This window comes from Streptomyces sp. NPDC001515 (assembly GCF_053597115.1).
The window spans coordinates 120,469-146,946 of sequence record NZ_JBSFHN010000005.1 but is presented as its reverse complement, the minus strand read 5'-3'; the positions used below and the strand labels follow the sequence as shown (position 1 = coordinate 146,946).

Here is a 26,478-nt window from a genome sequence, read left to right as displayed (position 1 = left end):
CGCTCCGCTCCGTCGAATTCCCGACAGATTTCCGCGACCTCCGCGAACAGGTGACCGTTACACATGCCATCGCTCCTCGATGCCCCGGCCGGACTCCGCCCCGTCGAAAGGGCAGCGAGCCCGCGCTCGGTCACTCCGGGCCGGCAGCGCTGGGACGTCGGGCTGGTGCTCGGCCGGCCCGGGTCGGCGGAGATCCTCGCCGCCGCGCTGCGCCGCGTCCCCGGGATCACCGAGGCCGCGGCCAACCCGGTCACCGGGAGGGTGCTCGTCCGGCACGACGCCCGGATGGGTGCGGCGGAGGTCGGCCGGGTCGTCCGCAGGGCGGTCGCCCTCGTCGCCGACCGCGTGGCCGGAACGGCGCACCGGGCCCCGGCCCGCCCCGCCGCCGTGCCCGCCCCGAGGGCCGGCATCTCCACCGTCGCCCGCCCGGTGATCGCCGTCGGCGGCGGCTTCGCGGCCGGAATCGCCCTCGTCAAGGGCTCCGCGCTGAGCAAGCAGCTCGTCGCGGCGGGGGGCGTGGCCGCGGCCACCGCCGCCGTCGTCCGCAAGGGCTGGCGCCGCGCCACCGAGGTCTCGCGCGAAGCGGCCGGGCCGGACGGCCAGGGCCCCGGACGCCATCCGCTGCTGGAGATCGTCGGCCCCCACCGGGGCCGTCTCTACCGCGCCGGCGCCCTCTCCATCGCCTGCCAGCTCTCCGAGATGGCACTCGGCACCTTCCTCGGCTGGACCGGCCTCGTCCTCATCAAGGGCGAGGCGGCCCCCCTCGTCGCTCTCGGGCTCACCACGGCCTCCGCCCAACTCTGGGGCCTGGCCGCACTGGTGGCCGCCGCCTGCGCCGCCGTCGCCGGCCTCTCGTACGCCTCGGGCATCCAGTGGCGCAGGCTCGGCCAGGACATCGAGCACGACTGGCGCGGCCGCACCTACCGGCACGTCCAGCACCTGGAGATGGAGCATCTGGAGGGCGAGCGGACCAGCAGGATCGCCGGGGCGCTGACCACCGACGTGGGCCAGTTCGGCTCCTTCTTCGCCGGCCCGGCCAGCGACATCCTCCAACTCGGCACCAGCATCGTCCTCCTGGTGCCCGCCTTCCTCTTCCTGGCCCCGCAGATCGCCTGGATCGCCCTGCTGCCCGTCCCCGTCATCGCCTGGCTCTCGCTCGACCACCAGTCCCGGTCCGCCGCCGGATACGCCGCCGCCGGGGAGGACCGTGCCAGGCTCGGCAGCCAGGTCATCAACGCGCTGGAGGCCGGCGCGACGGTCAAGAGCTTCTGCGCCGAGGAGTACGAGGCGGACCGCATCGACGCGCTGAGCGCCCAGGCCCAGGACAGCAGCCGGGCGACCGACCGCACCACCATCCGCCACGCCGAGACCCTCCGCGCCTGCACCACCGCCTCCATGGCCGGAATCCTGCTCATCGGCGGACGTTCCGTCCTCAACGGCACCCTGAGCTTCGAGGTGTTCAACCCGCTGATCGGACTGCCGCAGATGCTGCTGGTCCGGATGAGCAGGCTCGGCGGCATCGTCGACCAGTACCAGCGCACCCTCGCCTCCTACGACCGGGTCCAGCGGCTGCGCGCGCTGCCCGTCGAGACCGACGACGGCGACATGCCCCTCGACCCCGGCCGGGTGAAGGGAGAACTCGCCCTGGACGGCGTCACCTTCGCCTACCCCGGCCGCCCGGCCGCCCTGGACGACCTCTCGCTGACCATCCCCGCCGGGCAGGTCACCGCCCTGGTGGGTGCCACCGGCTCCGGCAAGACCACCATCGCCAAGCTTCTGATGCGGTTCCAGGACGCCGAATCCGGCACCGTACGGCTCGACGGCCAGGACATCCGCCGGCTGCGCCGCCACGATCTGCGCCACGCCATCGGCTTCGTCGCCCAGGACCCGTTCCTCTTCGACGGCACCCTTGCCGACAACATCCGCTACGGCAGCTTCCACGCCACCGACGAGTCCGTCGTCCATGCCGCGACCATGGCCGAGGCGCACCCCTTCATCTCCGCACTGCCGGACGGTTACGACACCCTCATCGGAGAGCGCGGCGCCGCGCTCTCCGGCGGCCAGCGCCAGCGCATCGCCCTGGCGCGCGCGATCCTCAAGGACTCACCGGTCGTCATCCTCGACGAGGCCACCTCCGCCGTCGACAACGAGACGGAGGCCGCCATCCAGCGGACCCTGCGCGACTTCGCGGACGGCCGCACCATGATCGTCATCGCCCACCGCCTCTCCACGGTCCGCCATGCCGACCGCATCTACGTCATGGACCGGGGCGGCATCGTCGCCGAACAGGGCACCCATGACGAACTCGTCGCCCGGCAGGGCCTCTACGCATCCCTCTGGAAGCTCCAGGCCGGCGACATCGCCGCCTGACGGCCACCGCGCCAACACCCCCCCGCAGAGAACGCCGCACCGCCGGCCCGCCGCGTGACATCACCGCGGCCGGCCCGGTCCGGCCTGCCCTGCGCCCTCACCTTGTTCACTTCCCTGGAGGTACCCCCATGTCCCGTCGCGACGGCGACGTCCTGCCCCTGACCGCCGCCCAGCGGGAGATCTGGCTGGCCGAGCAGGGCTCGCGCACGCCGATCCCCGGCTACCGGGTCGGAGAGTGCCTGGCGATCCACGGCCCCGTCGACCGCGCGCTGTTCGACACCGCGCTCCGCCGGGTCGTGCACGAGGTCGACGCCCTGCACGTCACCTTCGCGGACGATGGCGACGACCCCCGCCAGATCCTGCGCGAGAGCTGGGACTGGGAGCCCGCCCATCTCGACCTCGCCACCGAGTCCGACCCCCGGGCGGCCGCCCTGGCCTGGATGGAACGGGACCTCGCCCGCCCGCTGGACCTCACCCGTGATCCGCTGTTCGGCCATGCGCTGATCCGGCTCTCGGCCACCGAGTACCTCTGGTACCTCACCTACCACCACATCGTGCTCGACGCGATCAGCAGCTCCATGGTCCGGCAGCGGCTCGGTGAGGTGTACTCGGCGCTGGCCGAGGGAAGCGCCGTTCCGCCCTGCCCCTTCGGCCCCCTGAGCGATCTGGTCGACAGCGACACCGCCTACCGGTCCTCCGCCGACTTCACCGCCGACCGCGCCTACTGGACCGAACGTTTCGCCGACCTGCCCGCCGCCACCCGGCTCGGCGACCCCGCCGTCACCGACCCCCACCGCAGCCTGCGCGTGGCCGAGGAACGGCCGCTGCGCAGCGCCGGCGCACTGCGCGAGGCGGCCGGCCGGGCGGGGGTCCGCTGGTCGCGCGTCGTCGTCGCCGCGACCGCGCTCTACGCCCACCGGCTCAGCGGCGCCCAGGACGTGGTGCTCGCCCTGCCCGTCCCCGCCCGCCGGGGCGCCGCACGTGACCTGACGGCAGTCCCCGGCACCCTGTCCAACGTCGTGCCCCTGCGGCTGACCGTGCGCCCCGGGATGACCTGGCGCGAACTCCTCGCGCAGACGGCCCGTGAGGTCGACGCCGCCGTCGCGCACGAGCGCTACCGCAGCGAGGACCTGCTGCGCGACCTCGGCGCCCCCGGCGGCATCGGCACCGCGTTCCCGCTGATCGTCAACATCATGGCCTTCAACGCCCGCCCCACCTTCGCCGGGCACCCCGCCGACGTCCACCACTTCGTCTCCGGCTCGACCACCGACCTCGCGGTCTGGGTCTTCGACTACCGCGACGGCAACCCCCCGCTCCTGCGCCTGCACGGAGCACCCGAGGCCCACGGCGACGACGCCCTCGCCGCGCACCAGGAACGGCTGCTCGCCCTCCTCGACACCGTCGCCGACTGCGACCCGGACCGCGCCGTCGGCCGTATCGAGCTCATGGCGCCCGAGGAGACCGCGGCGCTGACGGCTCTGGGCAGCGGTCCGGAGGCCGAGGCGGGGGGCGAGTGCCTGCCGGAGGTGTTCCGTGCGCGGGTGGCGGAGGGTCCGGACGCGGTGGCGGTGGTGGGGCCGGATGCGTCGTGGACGTACGCGGAGCTGGATGAGCGGGCCAACCGGCTGGCGCACGAGCTGATCGCCCGGGGGGCGGGTCCGGAGCGTCTGGTGGCCGTGGCGCTGCCCCGGTCGGCGGAACTGGTCGTGGCGATCCTCGCGGTCATGAAGTCCGGCGCGGCGTACGTGCCGGTCGACCCCGCCTATCCCGAGGCGCGCATCGCCTACCTCCTGGACGACGCCCGCCCCGCCCTGGTGGTCACCGACACCGCCTCCGCCGCCCGGCTGCCCGGGGAAGCGGATGCGAGGCGGCTCGTCCTGGACGACGAGGCGACGGCCGCGCGCCTCGCGGACCGCCCGGCCACCGACCCCGGGGCGGTGATCGACCCGGCCCACCCCGCGTACGTCATCTACACCTCCGGCTCCACCGGCCGCCCCAAGGGCGTCACCCCGACCCACGGCGGCCTGCTCAACCTCTTCGCCGATCTGCGCCGGGTGTACGCACGGCGGGGCGACGGCGAGGACCGGCGGCTGCGGGTGGCGCTGACCACCTCGGTGTCCTTCGACGCCTCCTGGAACCAACTGCTCGCCCTCTTCGCCGGCCATGAACTCCACGTCCCCGACCACGCCACCTGGACCGACCCGGACGCCTTCGTGCGCTACGCGGCCGACCACCGGATCGACGTCGTCGAAGCGACCCCGTCCTACCTCCAGGTCCTGCTGGCCCACGGACTGCTCGCGGACCCCGGGCGCCGCCCGACGACCGTGGCGGTGGGCGGCGAGGCCGTCCCCGAGAAGCTCTGGGAGGCGCTGCGCGACGCCGACGCTGTGACCTGCCTCAACCTCTACGGACCCTCCGAATGCACCGTCAACTCCGTGGTCGCGGACCTGGACACCGGTCCGCGCCCGGTCATCGGCCGGCCGGTCACCCGGGCCCGGACGTATGTGCTCGACAGCGCGCTGCGCCCGCAGCCGGCCGGAACCCCGGGTGAGCTGTACATCGCCGGGGCCGGGCTGGCGCGCGGCTATCTGAACCGCCCCGGGCTCAGCGCCGGCCGGTTCGTCGCGGACCCGTTCGGCCCTCCGGGTGCCCGGATGTACCGCACCGGCGACCTGGTCCGCCGGGACGCGGACGGCACCCTCGTCTTCCTCGGCCGCACCGACGACCAGGTCAAGGTGCGCGGCTTCCGCGTCGAACTCGGCGAGATCGAGAACGTCCTCGCCGAGCACCCCCGGATCGTCCGGGCCGCCGTCGTCCTGCGGACCGACGGGGAACCCCGGCTCGTCGGCTACGCCGTGCCCGCCCCGGGAACGCGGGTGACCGGCGACGAACTCCGCGACCATCTGCGCGAACGGCTCCCCGCGCACATGGTGCCCGCCGCGTTCATGGTCCTGGACACCCTGCCGCTCACCCCGAACGGCAAACTCGACCGGCGCGCCCTGCCCGCACCGGAGCACCGGACCGCCGCCCCCGGCCGCACCCCGCGCACCACCACCGAACGCCTCCTGGCCGGGCTGTTCGCCGAACTCCTCGGGGTGTCCGAGGTCGGCGCCGACGAGAGCTTCTTCGACCTCGGTGGCCACTCCCTGCTCGCCACCCGCCTGGTCGCCCGCGCCCGGGGGATCCTCGGCGTGGAACTGCGCCTCAGCGACCTGTTCGACGCACCGACCGTCGCCGGACTGGCCGCCGCCGTGGACGTGGCCGGCCGGGCCCGCCCCGCCCTCACCGCACACGACCGGCCGGAAACGGTTCCGCTCTCCTCCGCGCAGCGCCGCCTCTGGTTCCTGGACCGCATGGAGGGCTCCGGCGCCACGTACACCATCCCGCTCGCCCTGCGGCTGTCCGGACACCTCGACGTACCGGCCCTCCGCGTCGCCCTCGCGGACGTGGTGGAACGCCACGAGAGCCTGCGGACCGTCTTCCCGACCGCCGACGGCGTGCCGTACCAGCGGGTGCTGGACGCCGAGGCGGCCCGGCCCCGGCCGCGCCTCACCGAGGTCGCCGCATCCGCGCTGACGGAGCGGCTGGCGGAAGCGGCCCGGCACGACTTCGACCTCGCCCAGGAACCGCCGCTGCACACCGAGCTGTTCCGCGTCGGCCCCGAGGAGCACGTCCTGCTCCTGGCGGTGCACCACATCGCCGGAGACGGCTGGTCCACCGCGCCCCTCTCCCGGGACCTGGCGACCGCCTACGCCGCCCGCACCCGGGGCGCGGCACCGCAGTGGTCGCCGCTGCCCGTCCAGTACGCCGACTACACCCTCTGGCAGCACGCCCTGCTCGGCGACGGCGGCGACCCGGACAGCCTGCTGAACACCCAGCTCGCCTACTGGCGGGACCGGCTCGCGGACCTCCCCGCCCAGCTGGAACTGCCCTTCGTCCGGCCCCGGCCCGCGGTGATGAGCTACCGGGGCGCCCAGCTCCCGCTGCACATCGACGCGGAACTGCACCAGGGCCTGCGGGAGATCGCCCGCACCCACGGCACCAGTCTGTTCATGGTCCTCCAGGCCGGACTGGCCGCCCTGCTGCACAAGCTCGGCGCCGGCACCGACATCCCCGTCGGCACCCCCGTCGCCGGACGCACCGACGAGGCGCTGGACGACCTCGTCGGCTTCTTCGTCAACACGCTGGTGCTGCGCACCGATCTGTCCGGCGATCCGTCGTTCAGCGAACTGCTGGGCCGGGTGCGCGCCGACGCGCTCGCCGCGTACGCCCACCAGGACGTCCCCTTCGAGCATCTGGTCGAGGCGCTCAACCCGTCCCGGACCCTGGCGCACCACCCGCTCTTCCAGACGATGCTGACCCTGCAGAACGCCCCGCTCGGCGCGTTCGACCTGCCGGGGCTGACCGTGGCCGCCGATCTCGTCCCCACCGGCACGGCCAAGTGCGATCTGACGTTCGTCCTGGCCGAGCGGCCCGACGGGCTCACCGGCGTCCTGGAGTACAGCACCGACCTGTTCGACGCCCCCGCCGCGTCCTCGATCGTGGAGCGCTGGCTGCGGCTGCTGCGCGCCGTCGCCGCCGATCCGGGCCGGCGCGTCGGCCGCGTCGACCTGCTGTCCGGCGACGAACTCCGCGCGCTGCTCCCCGCCCCCCAGGCCCCCGCCCGGAAACTCCCCGACGCCTCCCTCACCACCCTGTTCGAACGACGCGTGCGGGAGAACCCGGCCGCCGTCGCGGTCACGGACGGCGGGACCCGGCTGACCTACGGGGAGCTGAACGCCCGCGCCAACCGGCTCGCGCACGCCCTGATCGCACGCGGCACGGGCCCCGAGGACCTGGTCGCCCTGGCCCTGCCCCGCTCGGCCGACCTGGTCGTGGCCGTCCTCGCCGTGCTCAAGGCGGGCGCCGCCTACGTCCCCGTGGACCCGGGCTACCCCGCCGCCCGTATCGCCTATCTGCTGGCCGACACCCGGCCCTCGCTGCTCGTGACCACGGGCGCCACCGGCGAACTGCCCGGAGCCGACGGCGTGGAACGGCTGCCGCTGGACACCGCCGGACTCGACGCGTACCCCGCGACCGACCCGGAGCTGCGCGTCGACCCCGCCCACGCCGCGTACGTCATCCATACCTCCGGCTCCACCGGCAACCCCAAGGGCGTCGTCGTCCCGCACCGCAACGTGGTGCGCCTCTTCGACACCACCGAGGACCTGTTCGGCTTCACCGCCGACGACGTGTGGACCCTCTTCCACTCCTACGCCTTCGACTTCTCCGTCTGGGAGCTGTGGGGCGCGCTGCTGTACGGCGGCCGGCTGGTGGTCGTCGACCACGCGACCAGCCGCGCCCCCGGCCGCTTCCTGGAACTCCTCGCCCGCGAGGGCGTCACCGTCCTCAACCAGACACCGTCCGCCTTCTACCCGCTGATGCGCGCCGACGAGGAGGACCCGGAGACCGGGCGCCGTCTCGCCCTGCGCACCGTGGTGTTCGGCGGCGAGGCGCTGGAGCACGCCCGGCTCGCGAGCTGGTACGAGCGCCACCCCGAGGACGCCCCGCGCCTGGTCAACATGTACGGCATCACCGAGACCACCGTGCACGTCACGCACGCCGCGCTCGACCGCGCCCCGGCCCCCGCCGGCCGGATCGGCACCGCCCTCCCGGACCTGCGGACATATGTCCTCGACAGCGGTCTGCGCCCGGTGCCGCCGGGCGTGCCCGGGGAGCTGTACGTCGCCGGGGCCGGCCTGGCGCGCGGCTATCTGGACCGGCCCGCCCTGACCGCCGGCCGGTTCGTCGCCGACCCGTTCGGCGCGCCGGGGGACCGGATGTACCGCAGCGGCGACGTCGTCCGCCGCGCCGAGGACGGCGGACTGCACTACGTCGGCCGCGCCGACCAGCAGGTCAAGGTCCGCGGCTTCCGCATCGAACTCGGGGAGATCGAGGCCGGACTGCTCGGCCACCCGGACGTCGCCCAGGCCGCCGTGGTCGCCCGCCGGGACCGCGCCGACGACACCCGGCTCGTCGCCTATCTGGTGCCCGCCCCCGGCGCCGCGCCCCGCCCGTCCGCCCTGCGGGCGGCCCTGCGCGAGCGGCTGCCGGAGCACATGGTGCCGGCCGCGTTCGTCACCCTGGAGGCCCTGCCGCTCACCGGCAACGGCAAACTCGACCGGCGGGCCCTGCCGGAGCCCGATCTCGCCCCCGCCGGGGCCGGACGCGCCCCGCGCACGGCCCGGGAACAGGTCCTGTGCGAGCTGTTCGCCGAGGTCCTGGGCGTGACCGAGACCGGCGCCGACGACAGCTTCTTCGACCTCGGCGGGCACTCGCTGCTCGCCACCCGGCTCGCCGCCCGGGTCCGCGCCACCCTCGGCGTGGAGCTGGAGCTGCGCACCCTCTTCGAGACCCCGACGCCGGCCGGTGTCGCCGCCGCCCTCGCGGGCGCCCGCACCGCCCAGCAGGCGCTGACCCCCCGCTCCCGGCCCCAGACGGTCCCGCTCTCCTTCGCGCAGCGGCGGCTCTGGTTCCTGCACCAGTTGGAGGGAGCCGGCAGCACCTACCACATCGCCCCGGCCTGGCGGCTCTCCGGCCCGCTGGACCGCCCCGCCCTGGAGGCCGCCCTCGCGGACCTGAGCGCACGGCACGAGAGCCTGCGCACCGTCTTCCCGTCGGTGGGCGGGACGCCCCACCAGCTGATCCTGGACCCGGGGACGTCCCGCCCGGTCCTGCGGGTGAGCCCCGCGACCGAGGAAGAGCTGCCCGCGCTGCTGGAGCGTGCCAAGGCCCGCCCCTTCGACCTGGCCGACGAACCCCCGCTGCGCGCCGAGCTGTTCGCGCTCGCCCCCGACGAGCACGTCTTCCAGCTGGTGCTGCACCACATCGCCGGGGACGGCTGGTCGCTCGGCCCGCTCACCCAGGGCCTGACGACCGCCTACGCGGCCCGCTGCCGGGGCGAGGCACCGGACTGGGCGGGGCTGCCCGTCCAGTACGCCGACTACACCCTTTGGCAGCACGCGCTCCTGGGCGACGCCACCGACCCCGACAGCCTCCTCGCCGGACAGGCGGCCTACTGGACCCGGCAGCTCGCCGGGCTCCCCGAGCGCCTCGAACTGCCCACCGACCGCCCCCGCCCGGCCGTCGCCACCCACCGGGGCGGCTTCGTGCCCGCCGGGCTGGACGCCGAACTCCACGCCGGGCTGCGGGAACTGGCCCGGACCCACGGCACCAGTCTGTTCATGGTGCTCCAGGCCGGTCTCGCCGCGCTGCTCAGCAAGCTCGGCGCCGGCGACGACATCCCGGTCGGCAGCCCCGTCGCCGGCCGCACCGACGAGGCGCTGGACGACCTCGTCGGCTACTTCGTCAACACCCTGGTCTTCCGCACCGACACCTCCGGCGACCCCACGTTCGGCGAACTGCTCGGCCGGGTCCGGGACACCTCCCTCGCCGGATACGCCCACCAGGACCTTCCCTTCGAGTATCTGGTCGAGGTGCTGAACCCGGCCCGCTCACTGGCCCACCACCCGCTGTTCCAGGTGATGCTGGTCCTCCAGAACACCCCCCGGGCCGACTTCGCCCCGTCCGGTCTGCGCACCGCCGAGATGCCGCTCACCACGACCACCGCCAAGCTCGACCTGGTCGTCACCCTGTCCGAACGGCACGGCGACGACGGCACCCCGGAGGGGATCGACGGCTACGTCGAGTTCGCGAGCGACCTCTACGACCCGGCCACCGTCGCCCTGATGGTCACGCGCTGGGTGCGCCTGCTGCGCGCCGCCGTCACCGACCCGGCACGCCCGCTCAGCCGATACGGCCTCCTCGCCGCCGAGGAGACCGCGGCGCTGACGGCTCTGGGCAGCGGTCCGGAGGCCGAGGCGGGGGGCGAGTGCCTGCCGGAGGTGTTCCGTGCGCGGGTGGCGGAGGGTCCGGACGCGGTGGCGGTGGTGGGGCCGGATGCGTCGTGGACGTACGCGGAGCTGGATGAGCGGGCCAACCGGCTGGCGCACGAGCTGATCGCCCGGGGGGCGGGTCCGGAGCGTCTGGTGGCCGTGGCGCTGCCCCGGTCGGCGGAACTGGTCGTGGCGATCCTCGCGGTCATGAAGTCCGGCGCGGCGTACGTGCCGGTCGACCCCGCCTATCCCGAGGCGCGCATCGCCTACCTCCTGGACGACGCCCGGCCCACCCTCGGCCTGACCGACACCCGGACCCGGAGCGCCCTCCCGGAGACCGCGTCCGCCTCCTGGCTGGTCCTGGACGACGAGGCGACGGCCGCGCGCCTCGCGGACCGCCCGGCCACCGACCCCGGGACGGTGATCGACCCGGCCCACCCCGTCTACGTCATCTACACCTCCGGCTCCACCGGCCGCCCCAAGGGCGTCGTGGCCACGCACGGCGGTCTGCTCAACCTGTTCGCCCACCACCGCCGGACCTTCCTCGCCCGGCCGTCCGGGGAGCCCCGGCGGATCGCCCTCACCACCTCGGTGTCCTTCGACGCCTCCTGCGACCAGCTTCTCGCGCTCTTCGCCGGCCACGAGCTGCACGTCCTCGACGAGCAGACCTGGACCGACCCGGACGCCGCCGTCGCCCACGCGGCCCGCACCGGACTGGACTTCATCGGCGGCACCCCCTCCTACCTCCAGGTCCTCGTCGAACACGGCCTGCTGGAGCGGCCGATCGGCATCGGGCTGGGCGGCGAGGCCGTCCCGGAGCAGTTGTGGGAACGGCTGCGCACCACCGACGGGGTGGCCGCGCTCAACTGCTACGGCCCCTCCGAATGCACCGTGGACTCCGTCGTCGCGACACTGGACTCCAGCCCGCACGAGGTGATCGGCCGGCCGATCACCGGCGTCCGGCTGCACGTCCTCGACGCCGCCCTGCGCCCCGTCCCCCTGGGCGTGCCCGGCGAGCTGTACATCGCCGGAGCGGGCCTGGGACGCGGCTACCTCCACCGCCCCGGGCTCACCGCCGGCCGTTTCGTCGCCGACCCCTACGGCCCCGCGGGCACCCGGATGTACCGCACCGGCGACCTGGTCCGCTGGGGCACCAACGGACATCTGCACTTCCTCGGCCGCACCGACGACCAGGTCAAGGTCCGCGGCTTCCGCATCGAACTCGGCGAGATCGAGGCCGCGCTCACCGAGCATCCGAAGGTCCGCAGGGCCGCCGTCGTCGTCCGCGAGGACCGGGGGCACGACCCCCGCCTCGTCGCCTACCCGGTGCCCGCGCCGGGCGCCGAACTCCGCCCCGAGGAGCTGCGGGCCCATCTGCGCGAGCGGCTGCCGGACTACATGGTGCCCGCCGCCTTCGTCCCCCTCGACACGCTGCCGCTGAACGCCAACGGCAAACTCGACCGGCGCGCCCTGCCCGAACCCGACGCCGCCGCCACCGGGGCCGGCCGTGAGCCGCGTACCCCCCAGGAACACGTGCTGGCCGGGCTGTTCGCCGAAGTCCTGGGGCTGCCCCGGGTCGGCGTGGACGACGACTTCTTCGACCTGGGCGGGCACTCCCTGCTCGCCACCCGCCTGGTCGCCCGGGTCCGCACCACGCTGGGCGTCGAACTGGCCCTGCACACGCTGTTCCGCACCCCGACCGTCGCCGGGCTGGCCGCCGGTCTCGACGCCGCCGGGCAGGCCCGCCCCGCCCTCGCCCCCGCCACCCGACCCGAACGGCTGCCCCTGTCCGCCGCGCAGCGCCGCCTGTGGTTCCTGCGGCAACTGGAGGACACCCACTCCGTCTACACCATGCCGCTCGCCTGGCGGCTTTCCGGTCCCCTGGACCACGCGGCCCTGACCGAGGCCCTGGGCGACCTCGTCGACCGGCACGAGACCCTGCGCACCGTCTTCCCCGCCTCCGACGGCACCCCCTACCAGTGGGTGCTGGACGCCGGAGCGGTACGGCCGGTACTGCCGGTCACCCCGGCCGACGAGGACGCGCTGCCCGCGCTGCTGGCCGGCGCCGCCGCCCGCGGCTTCGACCTCGCCACCGAACCCCCGCTGCGCGCCGAGCTGTTCGCCCTCGCCCCCGACGAGCACGTCCTGCTCCTGGTGCTCCACCACATCGCCGGGGACGGCTGGTCCCTGGCCCCGCTCGCCGCCGATCTGGCCACCGCCTACGAGGCGCGCCGCCGGGGCGCGGAGCCGGACCGGGCGCCGCTGCCCGTGCAGTACGCCGACTACACCCTGTGGCACGACCGGATCCTCGGGGACCGCGACGACCCCGACAGCGAGTCCCGCCGCCAGACCGCCTACTGGACGCGGAAACTCACCGGGCTGCCCGAGCAGATCCCGCTGCCGGCCGACCGGGCCCGCCCCGCGGTCCCCACCCACCGGGGCGGACAGCTCCCCGTCGAACTGGACGCGGAACTGCACGCGGCGCTCGTACGGCTGGGCCGCGCCCACGGGTCCAGCGTCTACATGGTCCTCCAGGCCGCCCTGGCCGCCCTGCTGTCCAAGCTCGGCGCCGGCAGCGACATCCCCGTCGGCAGCCTGATCGCCGGACGCACCGACGAGGCCCTGGACGATCTCGTCGGCTTCTTCGTGAACACGCTGGTGCTGCGCACCGACACCAGCGGCGACCCGACCTTCGCCGACCTGCTGGTCCGGGTCCGGGAGGACGCGCTCGGGGCCTACGCCCATCAGGACCTGCCCTTCGAGCACGTCGTCGAAGCCCTCAACCCGTCCCGGTCGCTCGCCCGCCAGCCGCTGTTCCAGGTGCTGCTCGCCCTGCAGAACGTGCCCCGCACCGCGTTCGCCCTGCCCGGCCTGCGCTCCGAGGTCCTGCTCGTCCGGACCCCCACGGCCATGTTCGACCTGGGCTTCCACCTGCTGGAGCGCTCCGGCGGCGGCACGGCCGAGGGCATCACCGGACGCGTCGAATTCAGCACCGACCTGTTCGACCCCGCCACGGTCGAGACCCTCGTTGCCCGCTGGCTGCGGCTCCTCGCCGAGGTCGCCGCCGACCCGGACCGCCCGCTGAGCCGGATCGACGTGCTCACTCCGGAGGAACGCCACGACCTGCTGGTCACGCGCAACGACACCGCGTGCCCGGTGCCCTCCGGCTCCCTGCCCGGCCTGTTCGCGGCCCGGGTCCGGGAGACCCCGGACGCCCCGGCGGTCGTCTTCGAGGACACCGTCCTCACGTACCGCGAACTGAACCGCCGGGCCAACCGCCTCGCCCACGCGCTGATCGCGCGCGGTGTCGGCCCGGAGCGGCTCGTCGCCCTGCGGCTGCCGCGCTCCGCCGAACTCGTCGTCGCCGTGCTCGCTGTCCTCAAGACGGGCGCCGCGTACCTCCCGGTCGACCCCGGCTATCCGGCCGCCCGCATCGCGTACATGCTCGACGACGCCCGGCCCGCCGTCGTCCTGGACGACCCGGCGGACGTGCTCCCCGAGGAGGACCTGCCGGACCACGACCCGGACACCGCCGTCGACCCGCGCCACCCGGCGTACGTCATCTACACATCGGGCTCCACCGGCCGCCCCAAGGCCGTGGTGATGCCCGCCTCCGGTCTGCTGAACCTGCTCGACTGGCACCACCGCACCATCGGCGGCGCACCCGGCACCCGCACCGCGCAGTTCACCGCGATCAGCTTCGACGTCTCCGTGCAGGAGACCCTGTCCGCGCTGCTGTACGGCAAGACCCTTGTCGTGCCGACCGAGGAGCAGCGGCGCAGCGCCGAACTGTTCGCCCACTGGCTGGACCGGCACGAGGTCGGGGAGCTGTTCGCGCCCGACCTGGTGATCGAGGCCGTCGCCGAGGCGGCCGACGAGGCCGGTCTCGACCTGCCGCACCTGAGGGTCGTCGCCCAGGCCGGCGAGGCGATGCGGCTGGGCGGAGCCCTGCGCCGGCTCCAGGACCGCCGGCCGGGCCACCGCGCCCTGCACAACCACTACGGTCCCGCCGAGACCCATGTGATCACCGCCTACGCACTGCCGGACGACCCGGCCGACTGCCCGCAGCCGGTCCCGATCGGCCGCCCCGTCGACAACTGCCGCACCTATGTGCTGGACGCGGCGCTGCGACCGGTGGCCCCCGGTGTCCTGGGAGAGCTGTATCTCGCGGGCGCCGGCCTGGCGCGCGGCTATCTGAACCGGCCCGGCCTCACCGCCTCCCGCTTCGTCGCCGACCCGTACGGCCCGCCCGGCGCGCTGATGTACCGCACCGGCGACCTGGTCCGCTGGCGCGCCGACGGCGAGCTGGAGTTCGCCGGCCGCGTCGACCACCAGGTCAAGGTGCGCGGCTTCCGCATCGAACCCGGCGAGATCGAGGCCGAGCTGACCGCACACCCGGGCGTCGCCCAGGCCGCCGTACTCGCCCGCGAGGAGCGGAACGAGACCAGGATCGTCGCCTACGTCGTGCCGTCGGCCCAGGAACCGGCCACGGCCCCCGTGCTCGCCGCCCATCTGCGGACCCTGCTCCCCGACTACATGGTCCCGTCCGCGTTCGTGGTGCTGGAGGCGTTGCCGTTGACGCCGAACGGGAAGCTGGACCGGGCGGCGCTGCCGGCTCCGGAGGCCGCCGCGGTGGGGGTGGGCCGGGCTCCGCGTACGCCGCAGGAGCAGATCCTGTGCGCGTTGTTCGCGGAGGTGCTGGGGCTGCCCCGGGCCGGGGTGGACGAGGACTTCTTCGAGCTGGGCGGGCACTCCCTGCTCGCCACCCGGCTCGTCTCCCGGGTCCGCGCCGCCCTCGGCGTCGAGCTGGACCTGCGGGCGCTGTTCCGTACGCCGACACCCGCCGGGCTCGCCGCCGGACTCCGTGACGCCGCCACCGCGCGGCAGGCCCTGGTCCCGCGTCCCCGCCGCGAACCGATGCCGCTGTCGTTCGCCCAGCGCAGGCTCTGGTTCCTCCAGCAGTTCGGCGCCCCCAGCGCCACGTACCACATGCCGCTCGCCCTGCGGCTCTCCGGCGACCTCGACCGGGCCGCGCTGAGCGCCGCGCTCGCTGACGTGGTCGCCCGGCACGAGACGCTGCGCACGGTCTTCCCGCAGGTCGCCGGCATCCCGCACCAGCGGGTGCTGGACCCGGCCGAGGCCGCCGTCCCGCTGACCGTCCGCCCGGCGGGCGAGGCCGAGGTGCCGGCCCTGCTGCGCGAGGCGGCGGTGCGCGGCTTCGACCTCTCCTCCGACGTCCCGCTGCGCGCGGAGCTCCTCGCTCTCGCCCCGGACGAGCACGTCCTGCTCCTGGTGATGCACCACATCGTCGGCGACGGCTGGTCCATGGGCCCGCTCGCCCGCGACCTCGCCACCGCCTACACCACCCGGCGGCGCGGCGGCGTCCCCGCCTGGCCGCCGCTGCCCGTCACGTACGCCGACTACACCCTGTGGCAGCACGAGATCCTGGGCGACGAGAACGACCCCGACAGCCTCTTCGCCCGCCAGGTCGCGTACTGGAAGGAGACGCTGGCCGGGCTCCCCGAGCAGCTCCAGCTGCCCGCCGACCGGCCCCGCCCGGCCGTGATGTCCTACGGCGGCGGCCTGCGGGAACTGCGCATCGACGCCGGACTGCACGCCTCCCTCGCCCGGCTCGCGCGGCGTTCGGGCGCGAGTCTGTTCATGGTGCTCCAGGCGGCGTTGGCCGCGTTGTACACGCGGCTGGGTGCGGGGACGGACATTCCGATCGGGAGTCCGATCGCGGGGCGTACCGACGAGGCGCTCGACGATCTGGTCGGGTTCTTCGTGAACACGCTGGTGCTGCGCACCGACACCAGCGGCGACCCCACCTTCGCCGAACTCCTGGGCCGGGTGCGGGAGACGGCCCTGTCCGCGTACACCCACCAGGACGTGCCCTTCGAGCACCTGGTCGAGGTGCTCAACCCCTCGCGGTCGCTCTCGCACCACCCGCTCGTGCAGACCGGACTGGTCGTGCAGAACGCCCCCGGCGGCGACTTCGCCCTCCCCGGACTGCGGGTGTCGGGAGTCCCGCTCCCCACCGAGACCGCACGGCTCGACCTGACCTTCGGCCTCGCGGAGGAACACGGCCCCGACGGCGCCCCCGCCGGGATCAGCGGCGCCGTGGAATACAGCACCGACCTGTTCGACCCGGCCACGGTCGAGGCCCTGGTCGGCCGCTGGACCCGGCTGCTCGCCGCCGTCGCCGCCGACCCGGACCTGCCGATCAGCGAGGTGGATCTGCTCACCGACGCGGAGCGGCGGGACCTGCTGCCCGCCCCGGCCCCCACGACGGCCGGCGACACCCTGCCGACCCTGCTCGCCGCGCAGGTGGCGGCGACGCCCGATGCGGTCGCGTTGGTGGGTGACGAGAGGGAGTTGACGTATCGGGAGTTGGACGCGTGGGCGAACCGGTTCGCGCATGCGTTGATGGCTCGTGGGGTGGGTCCCGAGCGGGTGGTGGCGGTGGCGTTGCCGCGTTCGGTGGAGTCGGTGGTCGCGGTGTTGGGTGTGCTGAAGGCAGGGGCGGCGTATCTGCCGGTCGATCCGTCGTATCCGAAGGCGCGGATCGCGTACATGCTGGAGGACGCGCGGCCGGTGCTGGTGGTGGACGATCCGTCGGTGGTGGACGCGGGGGAGTGGCCGACGAGCGCTCCTCGGGTGGCTCTCGATGTGCGGCACCCGGCGTACGTGATCTACACCTCCGGTTCCACCGGCCGTCCCAAGGGCGTCGTCGTCAGCCACAGCGGCGTGTCCGGCCTGGTGGCCGCCCAGGCGGAACGGCTCGGCGTCGAACCCGGCAGCCGGGTCCTCCAGTTCGCCTCGCCCAGCTTCGACGCGTCCTTCTGGGACCTGTGCAGCGCCGTGCTCACCGGAGCCGCCCTGGTCCTCGCACCGGCCGCCGACCCGCTGGAGGCGCTGACCGACCGCCGGCTGGACGTCACCCATGTGACCCTCCCGCCCTCCGCCCTGGCGGCCCTGGAAAGCGCCGACCTCACCGTCGGCACCCTCGTGGTCGCCGGTGAGGCGTGCCCGCCCGAGCTGGTCGCGCGGTGGGCCGACGGCCGGCGCATGATCAACGCGTACGGGCCGACGGAGACCACCGTCTGCGCGACCATGAGCGACCCGCTCGCCCCCGGCTCCGGCGTCCCGCCCATCGGCCGGGCCGTCGCCGGATTCCGCGTCCACGTCCTGGACGCCCGGCTGCGCGTCGTCCCGCCGGGCGTCGCCGGCGAGCTGTACGTCGCCGGGCCCGGCCTGGCGCGCGGCTATCTGAACCGGCCCGGCCTCACCGCCGGACGGTTCGTCGCCAGCCCCTTCGCCCACGGCGAGCGGATGTACCGCACCGGGGACGTGGTGCGCCGCCGGACCGACGGCGAGCTGGAGTACCTCGGCCGCGCCGACGACCAGGTCAAGGTGCGCGGCTTCCGCGTCGAACTCGGCGAGATCGAGGCCGCGCTGGCCGAACACCCCGACGTCGCCCGCGCCGCCGTCCTCGCCCGGGACGACCGGCTCATCGGTTACGCCGTGCCCCGCCCCGGAACCGCCGTGAGCCCCGAGGACCTGGCCGCGCACCTGCGCGACCGGCTCCCCGACTACCTCGTCCCGTCCGCGTTCGTGGTGCTGGACGTGCTGCCGTTGACGCCGAACGGGAAGCTGGACCGGGCGGCGCTGCCGGCTCCGGAGGCCGCCGCGGTGGGGGTGGGCCGGGCTCCGCGTACGCCGCAGGAGCAGATCCTGTGCGCGTTGTTCGCGGAGGTGCTGGGGCTGCCCCGGGCCGGGGTGGACGAGGACTTCTTCGAGCTGGGCGGGCACTCCCTGCTCGCCACCCGGCTGGTCGCACGGGTGCGTTCGGCGCTCGGCGTGGAGCTGGGGCTGCGCGCCCTGTTCCGGACGCCCACGGTGGCGGGCCTGGCACGGGCGCTCTCGGAGGCCGGCCGCGCCCGCCCGGCGCTGACCGTGCGGCAGCGGCCCGACGCGGTGCCGCTCTCCTTCGCGCAGCGCCGCCTCTGGTTCCTGCACCGCATGGACGGGGAGGGCGCGACCTACCACATCCCGCTCTCCCTCCAGCTCACCGGAACGCTCGACCGGGACGCCCTGGAGGGGGCACTGGCCGATGTGGTGGCCCGGCACGAGAGCCTGCGGACGGTGTTCCGGGAACGCGACGGCGTCCCGTGCCAGCGCGTCCTGGACCCGGCCGGGGCCCGGCCCCCGCTCACGCGGACCGCGACCACGTCCGCCGAACTGCCCGAGCGGCTGGCCGAGTCCGCCCAGCGGCCCTTCGACCTGTCCACGGACCTGCCGCTGCGGGCCGAACTGTTCGCCCTCGCGCCCGACGAGCACGTCCTGCTCCTGGTGATGCACCACATCGCCGGCGACGGCTGGTCCACCGGGCCCCTCGCCCGCGACCTCGCGGAGGCGTACGCCGCCCGCTGCGAGCACCGGGACCCCGACTGGTCCCGGCTGCCCGTCCAGTACGCCGACTACACCCTGTGGCAGCGCGAACTCCTCGGTGACCCCGCCGCCCCGGAGAGCCGCTTCGCCGAACAGCTCGGCTACTGGAAGCACCAGCTCGCCGGTCTTCCCGATCTGCTCCCATTGCCCACCGACCGGCCCCGCCCGGCCGTCGCGGGCCGGCACGGCGACCACGTCGGGCTCGAACTGACCCCGGAGCTGCACGCCGCGCTCGCGGGCGTGGCGCGGCGTTCGGGCGCGAGTCTGTTCATGGTGCTCCAGGCGGCGTTGGCCGCGTTGTACACGCGGCTGGGTGCGGGGACGGACATTCCGATCGGGAGTCCGATCGCGGGTCGTACCGATGAGGCGCTCGACGATCTGGTCGGGTTCTTCGTGAACACGCTGGTGCTGCGCACCGACACCAGCGGCGATCCGAGCTTCGCCGAACTCCTGGGCCGGGTGCGGGAGACGGCCCTGTCCGCGTACGCCCACCAGGACGTGCCCTTCGAGCACCTGGTCGAGGTGCTCAACCCCTCGCGGTCGCTCTCGCACCACCCGCTGTTCCAGACCGTCCTCGCCGTGCAGAACGCCCCGATGGGCCGGTTCTCGCTGCCCGGACTGGACGTGGACACCCGCGCGGTGGCGACCCGCACAGCCAAGTTCGACCTCGGCTTCAGCCTGGCCGAGCGGTTCGCCCCGGACGGCACGCCCGCGGGAATCGCCGGCGCGGTGGAGTACGCCACCGACCTGTTCGACCGCACGACCGTCGAGGCCCTGGTCCGGCGCTGGGTCCTGCTCCTGGAAGCGGTCACCGCCGACCCCGCCCGGCCCATCGGGCGCATCGACCTCCTCGACGCCGAGGAGTGGCACCAGTTGCTGGAACGCGGCAACGCGACCGCCCGCGAGGTGGCGTCCGTCCCCGTCCCGCACGCCTTCGCCGCGCAGGTGGCGGCGACGCCCGATGCGGTCGCGTTGGTGGGTGACGGGAGGGAGTTGACGTATCGGGAGTTGGACGCGTGGGCGAACCGGTTCGCGCATGCGTTGATGGCTCGTGGGGTGGGTCCCGAGCGGGTGGTGGCGGTGGCGTTGCCGCGTTCGGTGGAGTCGGTGGTCGCGGTGTTGGGTGTGCTGAAGGCGGGGGCGGCGTATCTGCCGGTCGATCCGTCGTATCCGAAGGCGCGGATCGCGTACATGCTGGAGGACGCGCGGCCGGTGCTGGTGGTGGACGATCCGTCGGTGGTGGACGCGGGGGAGTGGCCGACGAGCGCTCCTCGGGTGGCTCTCGATGTGCGGCACCCGGCGTACGTGATCTACACCTCCGGCTCCACCGGCCGTCCCAAGGGCGTCGTCGTCAGCCACAGCGGCGTGGCGAGCCTCGTCTCCGCGCAGATCGAGCGCTTCGCGATCGAACCCGGCAGCCGGGTCCTCCAGTTCGCCTCGCCCAGCTTCGACGCCTCGGTCTCCGAGATCTGCACCGCCCTGCTGAGCGGCGCCGCCCTCGTGCTGCCTCCGGCCGCCGAACCGCTGTCCGCGCTGACCGATCCCGGCCTGCGGGTCACCCACGCGACGGTGCCCCCGTCCGTCCTGGCCGCCGTGCCCGACGGCTCGGTGACCGTGTCCACCCTCGTGGTCGCCGGTGAGGCGTGCCCGCCGGAGCTGGTGGACCGCTGGGCGGGCGGCCGGCGCATGATCAACGCGTACGGGCCGACGGAGACCACCGTCTGCGCGACCATGAGCGACCCGCTCGCCCCCGGCTCCGGCGTCCCGCCCATCGGCCGTCCGATCGCCAACGCCCGGGTGTACGTCCTGGACGACCGGCTCCGGCCGGTACCGCCGGGCGTCGCCGGCGAGCTGTACGTCGCGGGCGCCGGTCTGGCGCGCGGCTATCTGAACCGGCCCGGCCTCACCGCCGGACGGTTCGTCGCCAGCCCCTTCGCCCACGGCGAGCGGATGTACCGCACCGGAGACCTGGTGCGCTGGCTCGCCTCCGGTGAGCTGGAGTACGCCGGCCGCGCCGACGACCAGGTCAAGGTGCGCGGCTTCCGCGTCGAGCCCGGCGAGATCGAGGCCGCGCTCACCGACCACCCCGCCGTCGACCGCGCCGTCGTCCTCGCCCAGGACGACCGGCTCGTCGGCTATGTCGTCCCGTACCGGGACACCGACCGGGACGACGCCGTGGAAGCCGACCACGTGGGCGAGTGGCAGGACATCTACGACGCCCTGCCCATCGCCCCCGAGGAGGCGGCGTTCGGGCAGAACTTCGTGGGCTGGAACAGCAGTTACGACGGCGGCCCGATCCCCGTCGAGCAGATGCGGGAATGGCGGGACGCCACCGTGGCCCGCATCCTGGAGCTGAACCCGCGCCGGGTCCTGGAGGTCGGGGTCGGCACCGGACTCCTGCTCTCGCAGATCGCGCCGCACTGCGCGTCCTACTGGGCCACCGACTTCTCCGCCACCGCGATCGACGCGCTCACCGCGCAGGTCGCCGGGCGGGCGGACCTGGCGGACCGTGTCCACCTCCAGACCCGCCCGGCACACGACACCGAGGGACTGCCCGCAGGCCGCTTCGACACCATCGTCATCAACTCGGTGGTGCAGTACTTCCCGTCCGCCGACTACCTCGTGGACGTCGTCGAACGGCTCATGGGGCTCCTGGCCCCCGGTGGCGCCCTCTTCGTCGGCGACGTCCGCAACCTGCGTCTCCTGCGCTCCCTGGCCACCGCCGTCCACCTGCACCGGGCCGACGACGCCACCGGTCTCGCGGAGGTACGCCGCGCGGTCGAACAGACCGTCCGGGTCGAGAAGGAACTCCTGGTCGACCCCGACCTCTTCACCGTCCTGCGCGACCGGGGCGCGGACATCGCGGCCGTGGACATCGAGATCAAGCGCGGCCACCACCACAACGAACTGACCCGCTACCGCTACGACGTGACCCTGCGCAAGACCCCCGCCGCCCCGGCCGAGGACCCTGCGGGCACCACCGAGCTGGTCTGGGGGCGGCACATCGGCGGCACCGCCGAACTGCGGGACCTGCTCGCCGCCGAACCGGCCGGCACCCTGCGGATCACCGGTGTCCCCAACGGCCGCGTCGCCCGGGAAGCCGCACTCGCCCGGGACCTGCACGCCGGCGACACCCCGCTGACCGCACTCGTCGAGCGGCTGCACGCCCCCGAGGAGGGCGGCCTCCCCGACCCGGAGGAGTTCCACACTCTGGGCCTCGCCCACGGCCGCCGGGTCTCCGTCACCTGGTCGGCCACCGTGCCCGACGCCCTGGACGTGGTCCTCGTCGGTCCCGGAACCGAGCGCGGCGCCCCCGTCGAGCCGTACCGGACCGTCGGCGCCGCCCGCCCGGTCGCCTCGCTCACCAACCGGCCCACCGCCGCCAGGGGCACCGGGGCACTCCTCGGGGACCTCCGGGAATGGCTGGGCGGACGGCTGCCCGACTACCTCGTCCCGTCCGCGTTCGTGGCGCTGGACGCGCTGCCGCTGACGGCCAGCGGCAAGCTCGACCGGCGCGCGCTGCCCGCCCCGGACCTCGGCCCGGCCGTCGCCGGGCGGGCCCCGCGCACCCCGCAGGAACAGCTCCTGGCCGCCCTCTTCGCCGACGTGCTCGGCCTGGCCCGGGTCGGGGTCGACGACAGCTTCTTCGACCTCGGCGGGCACTCCCTGCTCGCCACCCGTCTCGCCGCCCGGGTGCGGGCGACGCTCGGTGCGGAGCTGGAGGTCCGCACCCTGTTCGAGGCACCGACCGTGGCCGCGCTCGCCGCCCGCCTCGACGGCTCCGGCACCGCACGGCCCGCACTGACCGCCCGGCCGCGCCCCGCCCGGGTCGAGCTGTCCTTCGCGCAGCGCCGGCTGTGGTTCCTGCACCGCATGGACGGGCCGAGCGCCACGTACAACATGCCGCTGGCGCTGACCCTGACCGGTGAACTCGACCGTGCGGCCCTGCACGCCGCGCTCGGCGACGTCGTCGCCCGGCACGAGAGCCTGCGGACCGTGTTCCGCGAGACCGACGGCGTGCCGTACCAGATCGTGCTGAGCGCCGACCGGGCCCGGCCCGCCCTCCCGGTGACCGGCATCGAGGAGAGCGCCCTGGCCGCGCGGCTGGCCGAGACCGCCCGCCGCGGCTTCGACCTGGCCGGTGAACCGCCCGTACGGGCCGAGCTGTACGCGCTCGCCCCCGACCGGCACGTCCTCCTCGTCGTCGTGCACCACATCGCCGCCGACGGCTGGTCCATGGGCCCCCTCTCCGCCGACCTCGCGACGGCCTACGCGGCGCGCCGCCGGGGCGATGAGCCGGGCTGGACCCCGCTGCCCGTGCAGTACGCCGACTACACCGGCTGGCAGCGCGACCTGCTCGGCGACACCGACGATCCGGACAGCCTCTTCGCCCGCCAGCTCGCCTACTGGAAGGAGGAGCTGACGGGGCTCCCGCAGCAGGTGCTGGCGGCGGCCGACCGGCCCAGGCCGCCGGTCGCCTCCCAGCGCGGCAGCCGGGTCGTGGTCGGCATCGACGCCGAACTCCACCAGGCGCTGCGCGAGCTGGCCACCGCGCGCGGAGCCAGCATGTTCATGGTCCTCCAGGCCGGTCTGGCCGCCCTGCTCACCCGGCTCGGCGCCGGAACGGACATCCCGATCGGCAGCCCCATCGCCGGCCGCACCGACCAGGCCCTGGACGAACTCGTCGGCTTCTTCGTCAACACCCTGGTGCTGCGCACCGACACGGCGGGCGACCCCGGCTTCGCCGAACTGCTCGGACGGGTCCGGCAGAAGGCGCTCGCCGCCTACGACCACCAGGACGTGCCCTTCGAGTACCTGGTCGAGGTCGCCAACCCGGCGCGCTCGCTCGCCCACCACCCGCTGTTCCAGATCATGCTGGCCCTCCAGAACGCCCCGCTCGGCGACTTCGCCCTGCCGGGGCTGGAGACCGGTCATGTGGAGGCGCCCACCGGCACCGCCCGCGTCGATCTGACCTTCAGCCTGGCCGAGCGGTTCCACGCGGACGGCGCCGCAGCCGGACTCCTCGGCGCGGTCGAGTACGCCACCGATCTGTACGACCCGGAAACCGTCGAGACGCTGTTCGCCCGCTGGGTCCGGCTGCTGCGCGCCGCCGTGACCGACCCGGACCTGCCGATCGGCTCGATCGACCTGCTGTCCCGAGACGAACGCCACCGGCTGCTGCACGCGTTCAACGACACGGCCGCGCCCCTGCCGCACGCCTCGGTGACCGAGCTGTTCGCCCGTCAGGTCCGGGCCACACCGGACGCGGTCGCGGTGACGGCGGGCGACACCGTGCTCAGCTACGCCGAACTGGACCGGCGGTCCGGCCGGCTGGCCGGTGCGCTCGTCCGGCAGGGGGTGCGGCCCGAGACCCCGGTCGCCGTCCTGCTGGACCGCTCGGCGGACCTCGTCGTGGCGATCCTGGCGATCCTCCGGGCGGGCGGCGCCTACGTACCGCTCGACGCGCGCTTCCCCGCCTCCCGCGTCGACCTGATCATGCGGGAGAGCGGAGCCGCCCTGGTCCTCACCCGGGAGGTGCTCTCCGCCCTGGAGCAGTCCGGGGACGGTGGCGGGGAGGCCGCCGATGTGCCGTGCGTCCCCGAGCAGGTGGCGTACATCATGTACACCTCCGGCTCGACCGGCCGGCCCAAGGGCGTGGCCGTCACCCACCAGGACGTCGTCGGTCTCGCCCTCACTCCCGAATGGCGGGGCGGCGGCCACGAGCGGGTGCTGATGCACTCCCCGACGGCCTTCGACCTGTCGACGTACGAGCTGTGGGTGCCGCTGCTGAACGGCGGCCGGATCGTCGTCGCCCCGCCCGAGCAGCTCGATCTCGACCTGCTCCAGCACACCCTCGCCGAGGGCGGGGTCACCGGACTCTGGCTGACCGCCGGGCTCTTCCGGCTCGTCGCCGAGGAACGCCCGGGGCTGCTCGCCGGGGTGCGCGAGGTGTGGACCGGTGGCGACGTCGTCTCCCCGGCCGCCGTCGCCCGGGTCCGCGCCGCCTGCCCCGGCATCCAGGTGGTCAACGGCTACGGACCCACCGAGGCCACCACCCTGGCCGCCCGCCACCTCGTCGACGACCTGCCCGAGAACGCCGCCACCGTGCCGATCGGCGGACCGATGGCCAACATGCGCGCCTACGTCCTCGACGACCGGCTGCGACCGCTGCCGGTGGGCATGGTCGGCGAGCTGTACCTCGCCGGTACGGGGGTGGCCCGCGGCTACCTCGGCCGGCCCGGACTGACGGCCGAGCGCTTCACCGCCGACCCGTACGGACCGGAGGGGAGCCGGATGTACCGCACCGGCGACCTCGCCTGGTGGCGCCCCGACGGCACCCTGGAGTTCGCCGGCCGCGCCGACCACCAGGTCAAGCTGCGCGGCCAGCGGATCGAACCCGGCGAGATCGAGGCCGTCCTGACGGGCTGCCCCGGAGTCGCCCAGGCGGCCGTCGTCGCCCGGGAGGACCGGCCCGGCGACAAGCGGCTCGTCGCCTACCTGGTCGCGGCCCCCGGCAGTGCGCCCGAACCGGCCGAACTGGCCGGCCGGCTCCGCCGCGACCTGCCCGACTACATGGTCCCGGCGGCCTTCGTCACCGTGGACGCGCTGCCCCTGACGGCCAACGGCAAGCTCGACCGGGCGGCCCTGCCCGCTCCCGAGTACGGGTCCGCGGGCGCAGGACGCGGCCCGCGCACCCCGCAGGAACAAGTGCTCTGCGGGCTGTTCGCCGAAGTCCTGGGCCGCGAGCACGTCGGCATCGACGACGGCTTCTTCGACCTGGGCGGCCACTCGCTGCTGGCCGCCCGGCTGGCCGCCCGGGTCCGCGAGACCCTCGGCCTGGAGCTGGGACTGCGCATGCTCTTCGAGGCGCCGACCGTGGCCGGACTCACCGAACGCCTGGCCATGAACAACCCGGACGACGCGCTCGACGTCCTGCTGCCGCTGCGCACCACCGGGACGGGAACCCCGCTGTTCTGCGTCCACCCGGGCGGCGGCATCAGCTGGTCGTACAGCGGACTGCTCAACCACCTCGGCCCGCAGCACCCGGTCTACGCCCTCCAGGCACGCGGCCTCGGCCGGCCCGAGCAACTGCCCGCCTCGTACGAGGAGATGGCCGCCGACTACGCCGACCACATCCAGAAGGTCCAGCCGCAGGGCCCCTACCTGCTGCTCGGCTGGTCCGCCGGCGGGCTCATCGCCCACGCGCTCGCCTGCGAACTCCACGCGCGCGGCGAGCGGACGGCGCTGCTGGCCATCCTCGACGCCTACCCCGTAAGGGACGCGGGCCTCGCGGACGAGCCGGTGCCCACCGTGCGGGACGTGCTCGTCGGGGTGCTGGATGTCGACCCGGCCGAACTGGGCGACCGCGAGATCACCTACGCCGAGGTCGCCGAAGTCCTCGACCGGCGCGGCAGCGCGCTGGCCGGGCTGAACGAGCGGCAGGTCGCGGTGATCGTCGACATCATGATCAACAACTCGAAGCTGGCGGTGGACTTCGTCCCCGGCACGCACCACGGCGACCTGCTGCTCTTCAACTCCACGATCGACCGCGAGGCCAACGACGCCCGGCCGGAGCACTGGGCCCCGTACCTCACCGGCCGGATCGAGTCCCACGAGGTCACCACCCGGCACGACCACATGACCCGGCCGGGCTCACTCGCCCAGATCGGGCCGGTCCTCGCCGCCCGCATCGCCGAAGCCACCGGAGCCGCGCCCGCGGCACCGGACACCCTCACCACCGGCCGCGCCGGTGACACCACCCCCGCCCACCAGGAGGACTGAC

2 protein-coding genes are annotated in these 26,478 nt (G+C 74.6%); both read left to right on the top strand.

From position 1 onward, the window contains the following. The first annotated feature begins 63 nt into the window (after nt 1-63). Nucleotides 64-2,370 carry an ATP-binding cassette domain-containing protein gene (locus ACWCXC_RS08340; protein WP_450887458.1) on the top strand — a complete coding sequence of 769 codons (2,307 nt, stop codon included), beginning with the start codon at nt 64-66 and terminating at the stop codon, nt 2,368-2,370. Between the two features lie 128 nt (nt 2,371-2,498). After that, nucleotides 2,499-26,477 (top strand): non-ribosomal peptide synthase/polyketide synthase, encoded by a 23,979-nt coding sequence (locus ACWCXC_RS08335; protein WP_450887456.1) that lies wholly within the window; start codon nt 2,499-2,501, stop codon nt 26,475-26,477. Nucleotide 26,478 lies beyond the last annotated feature (1 nt).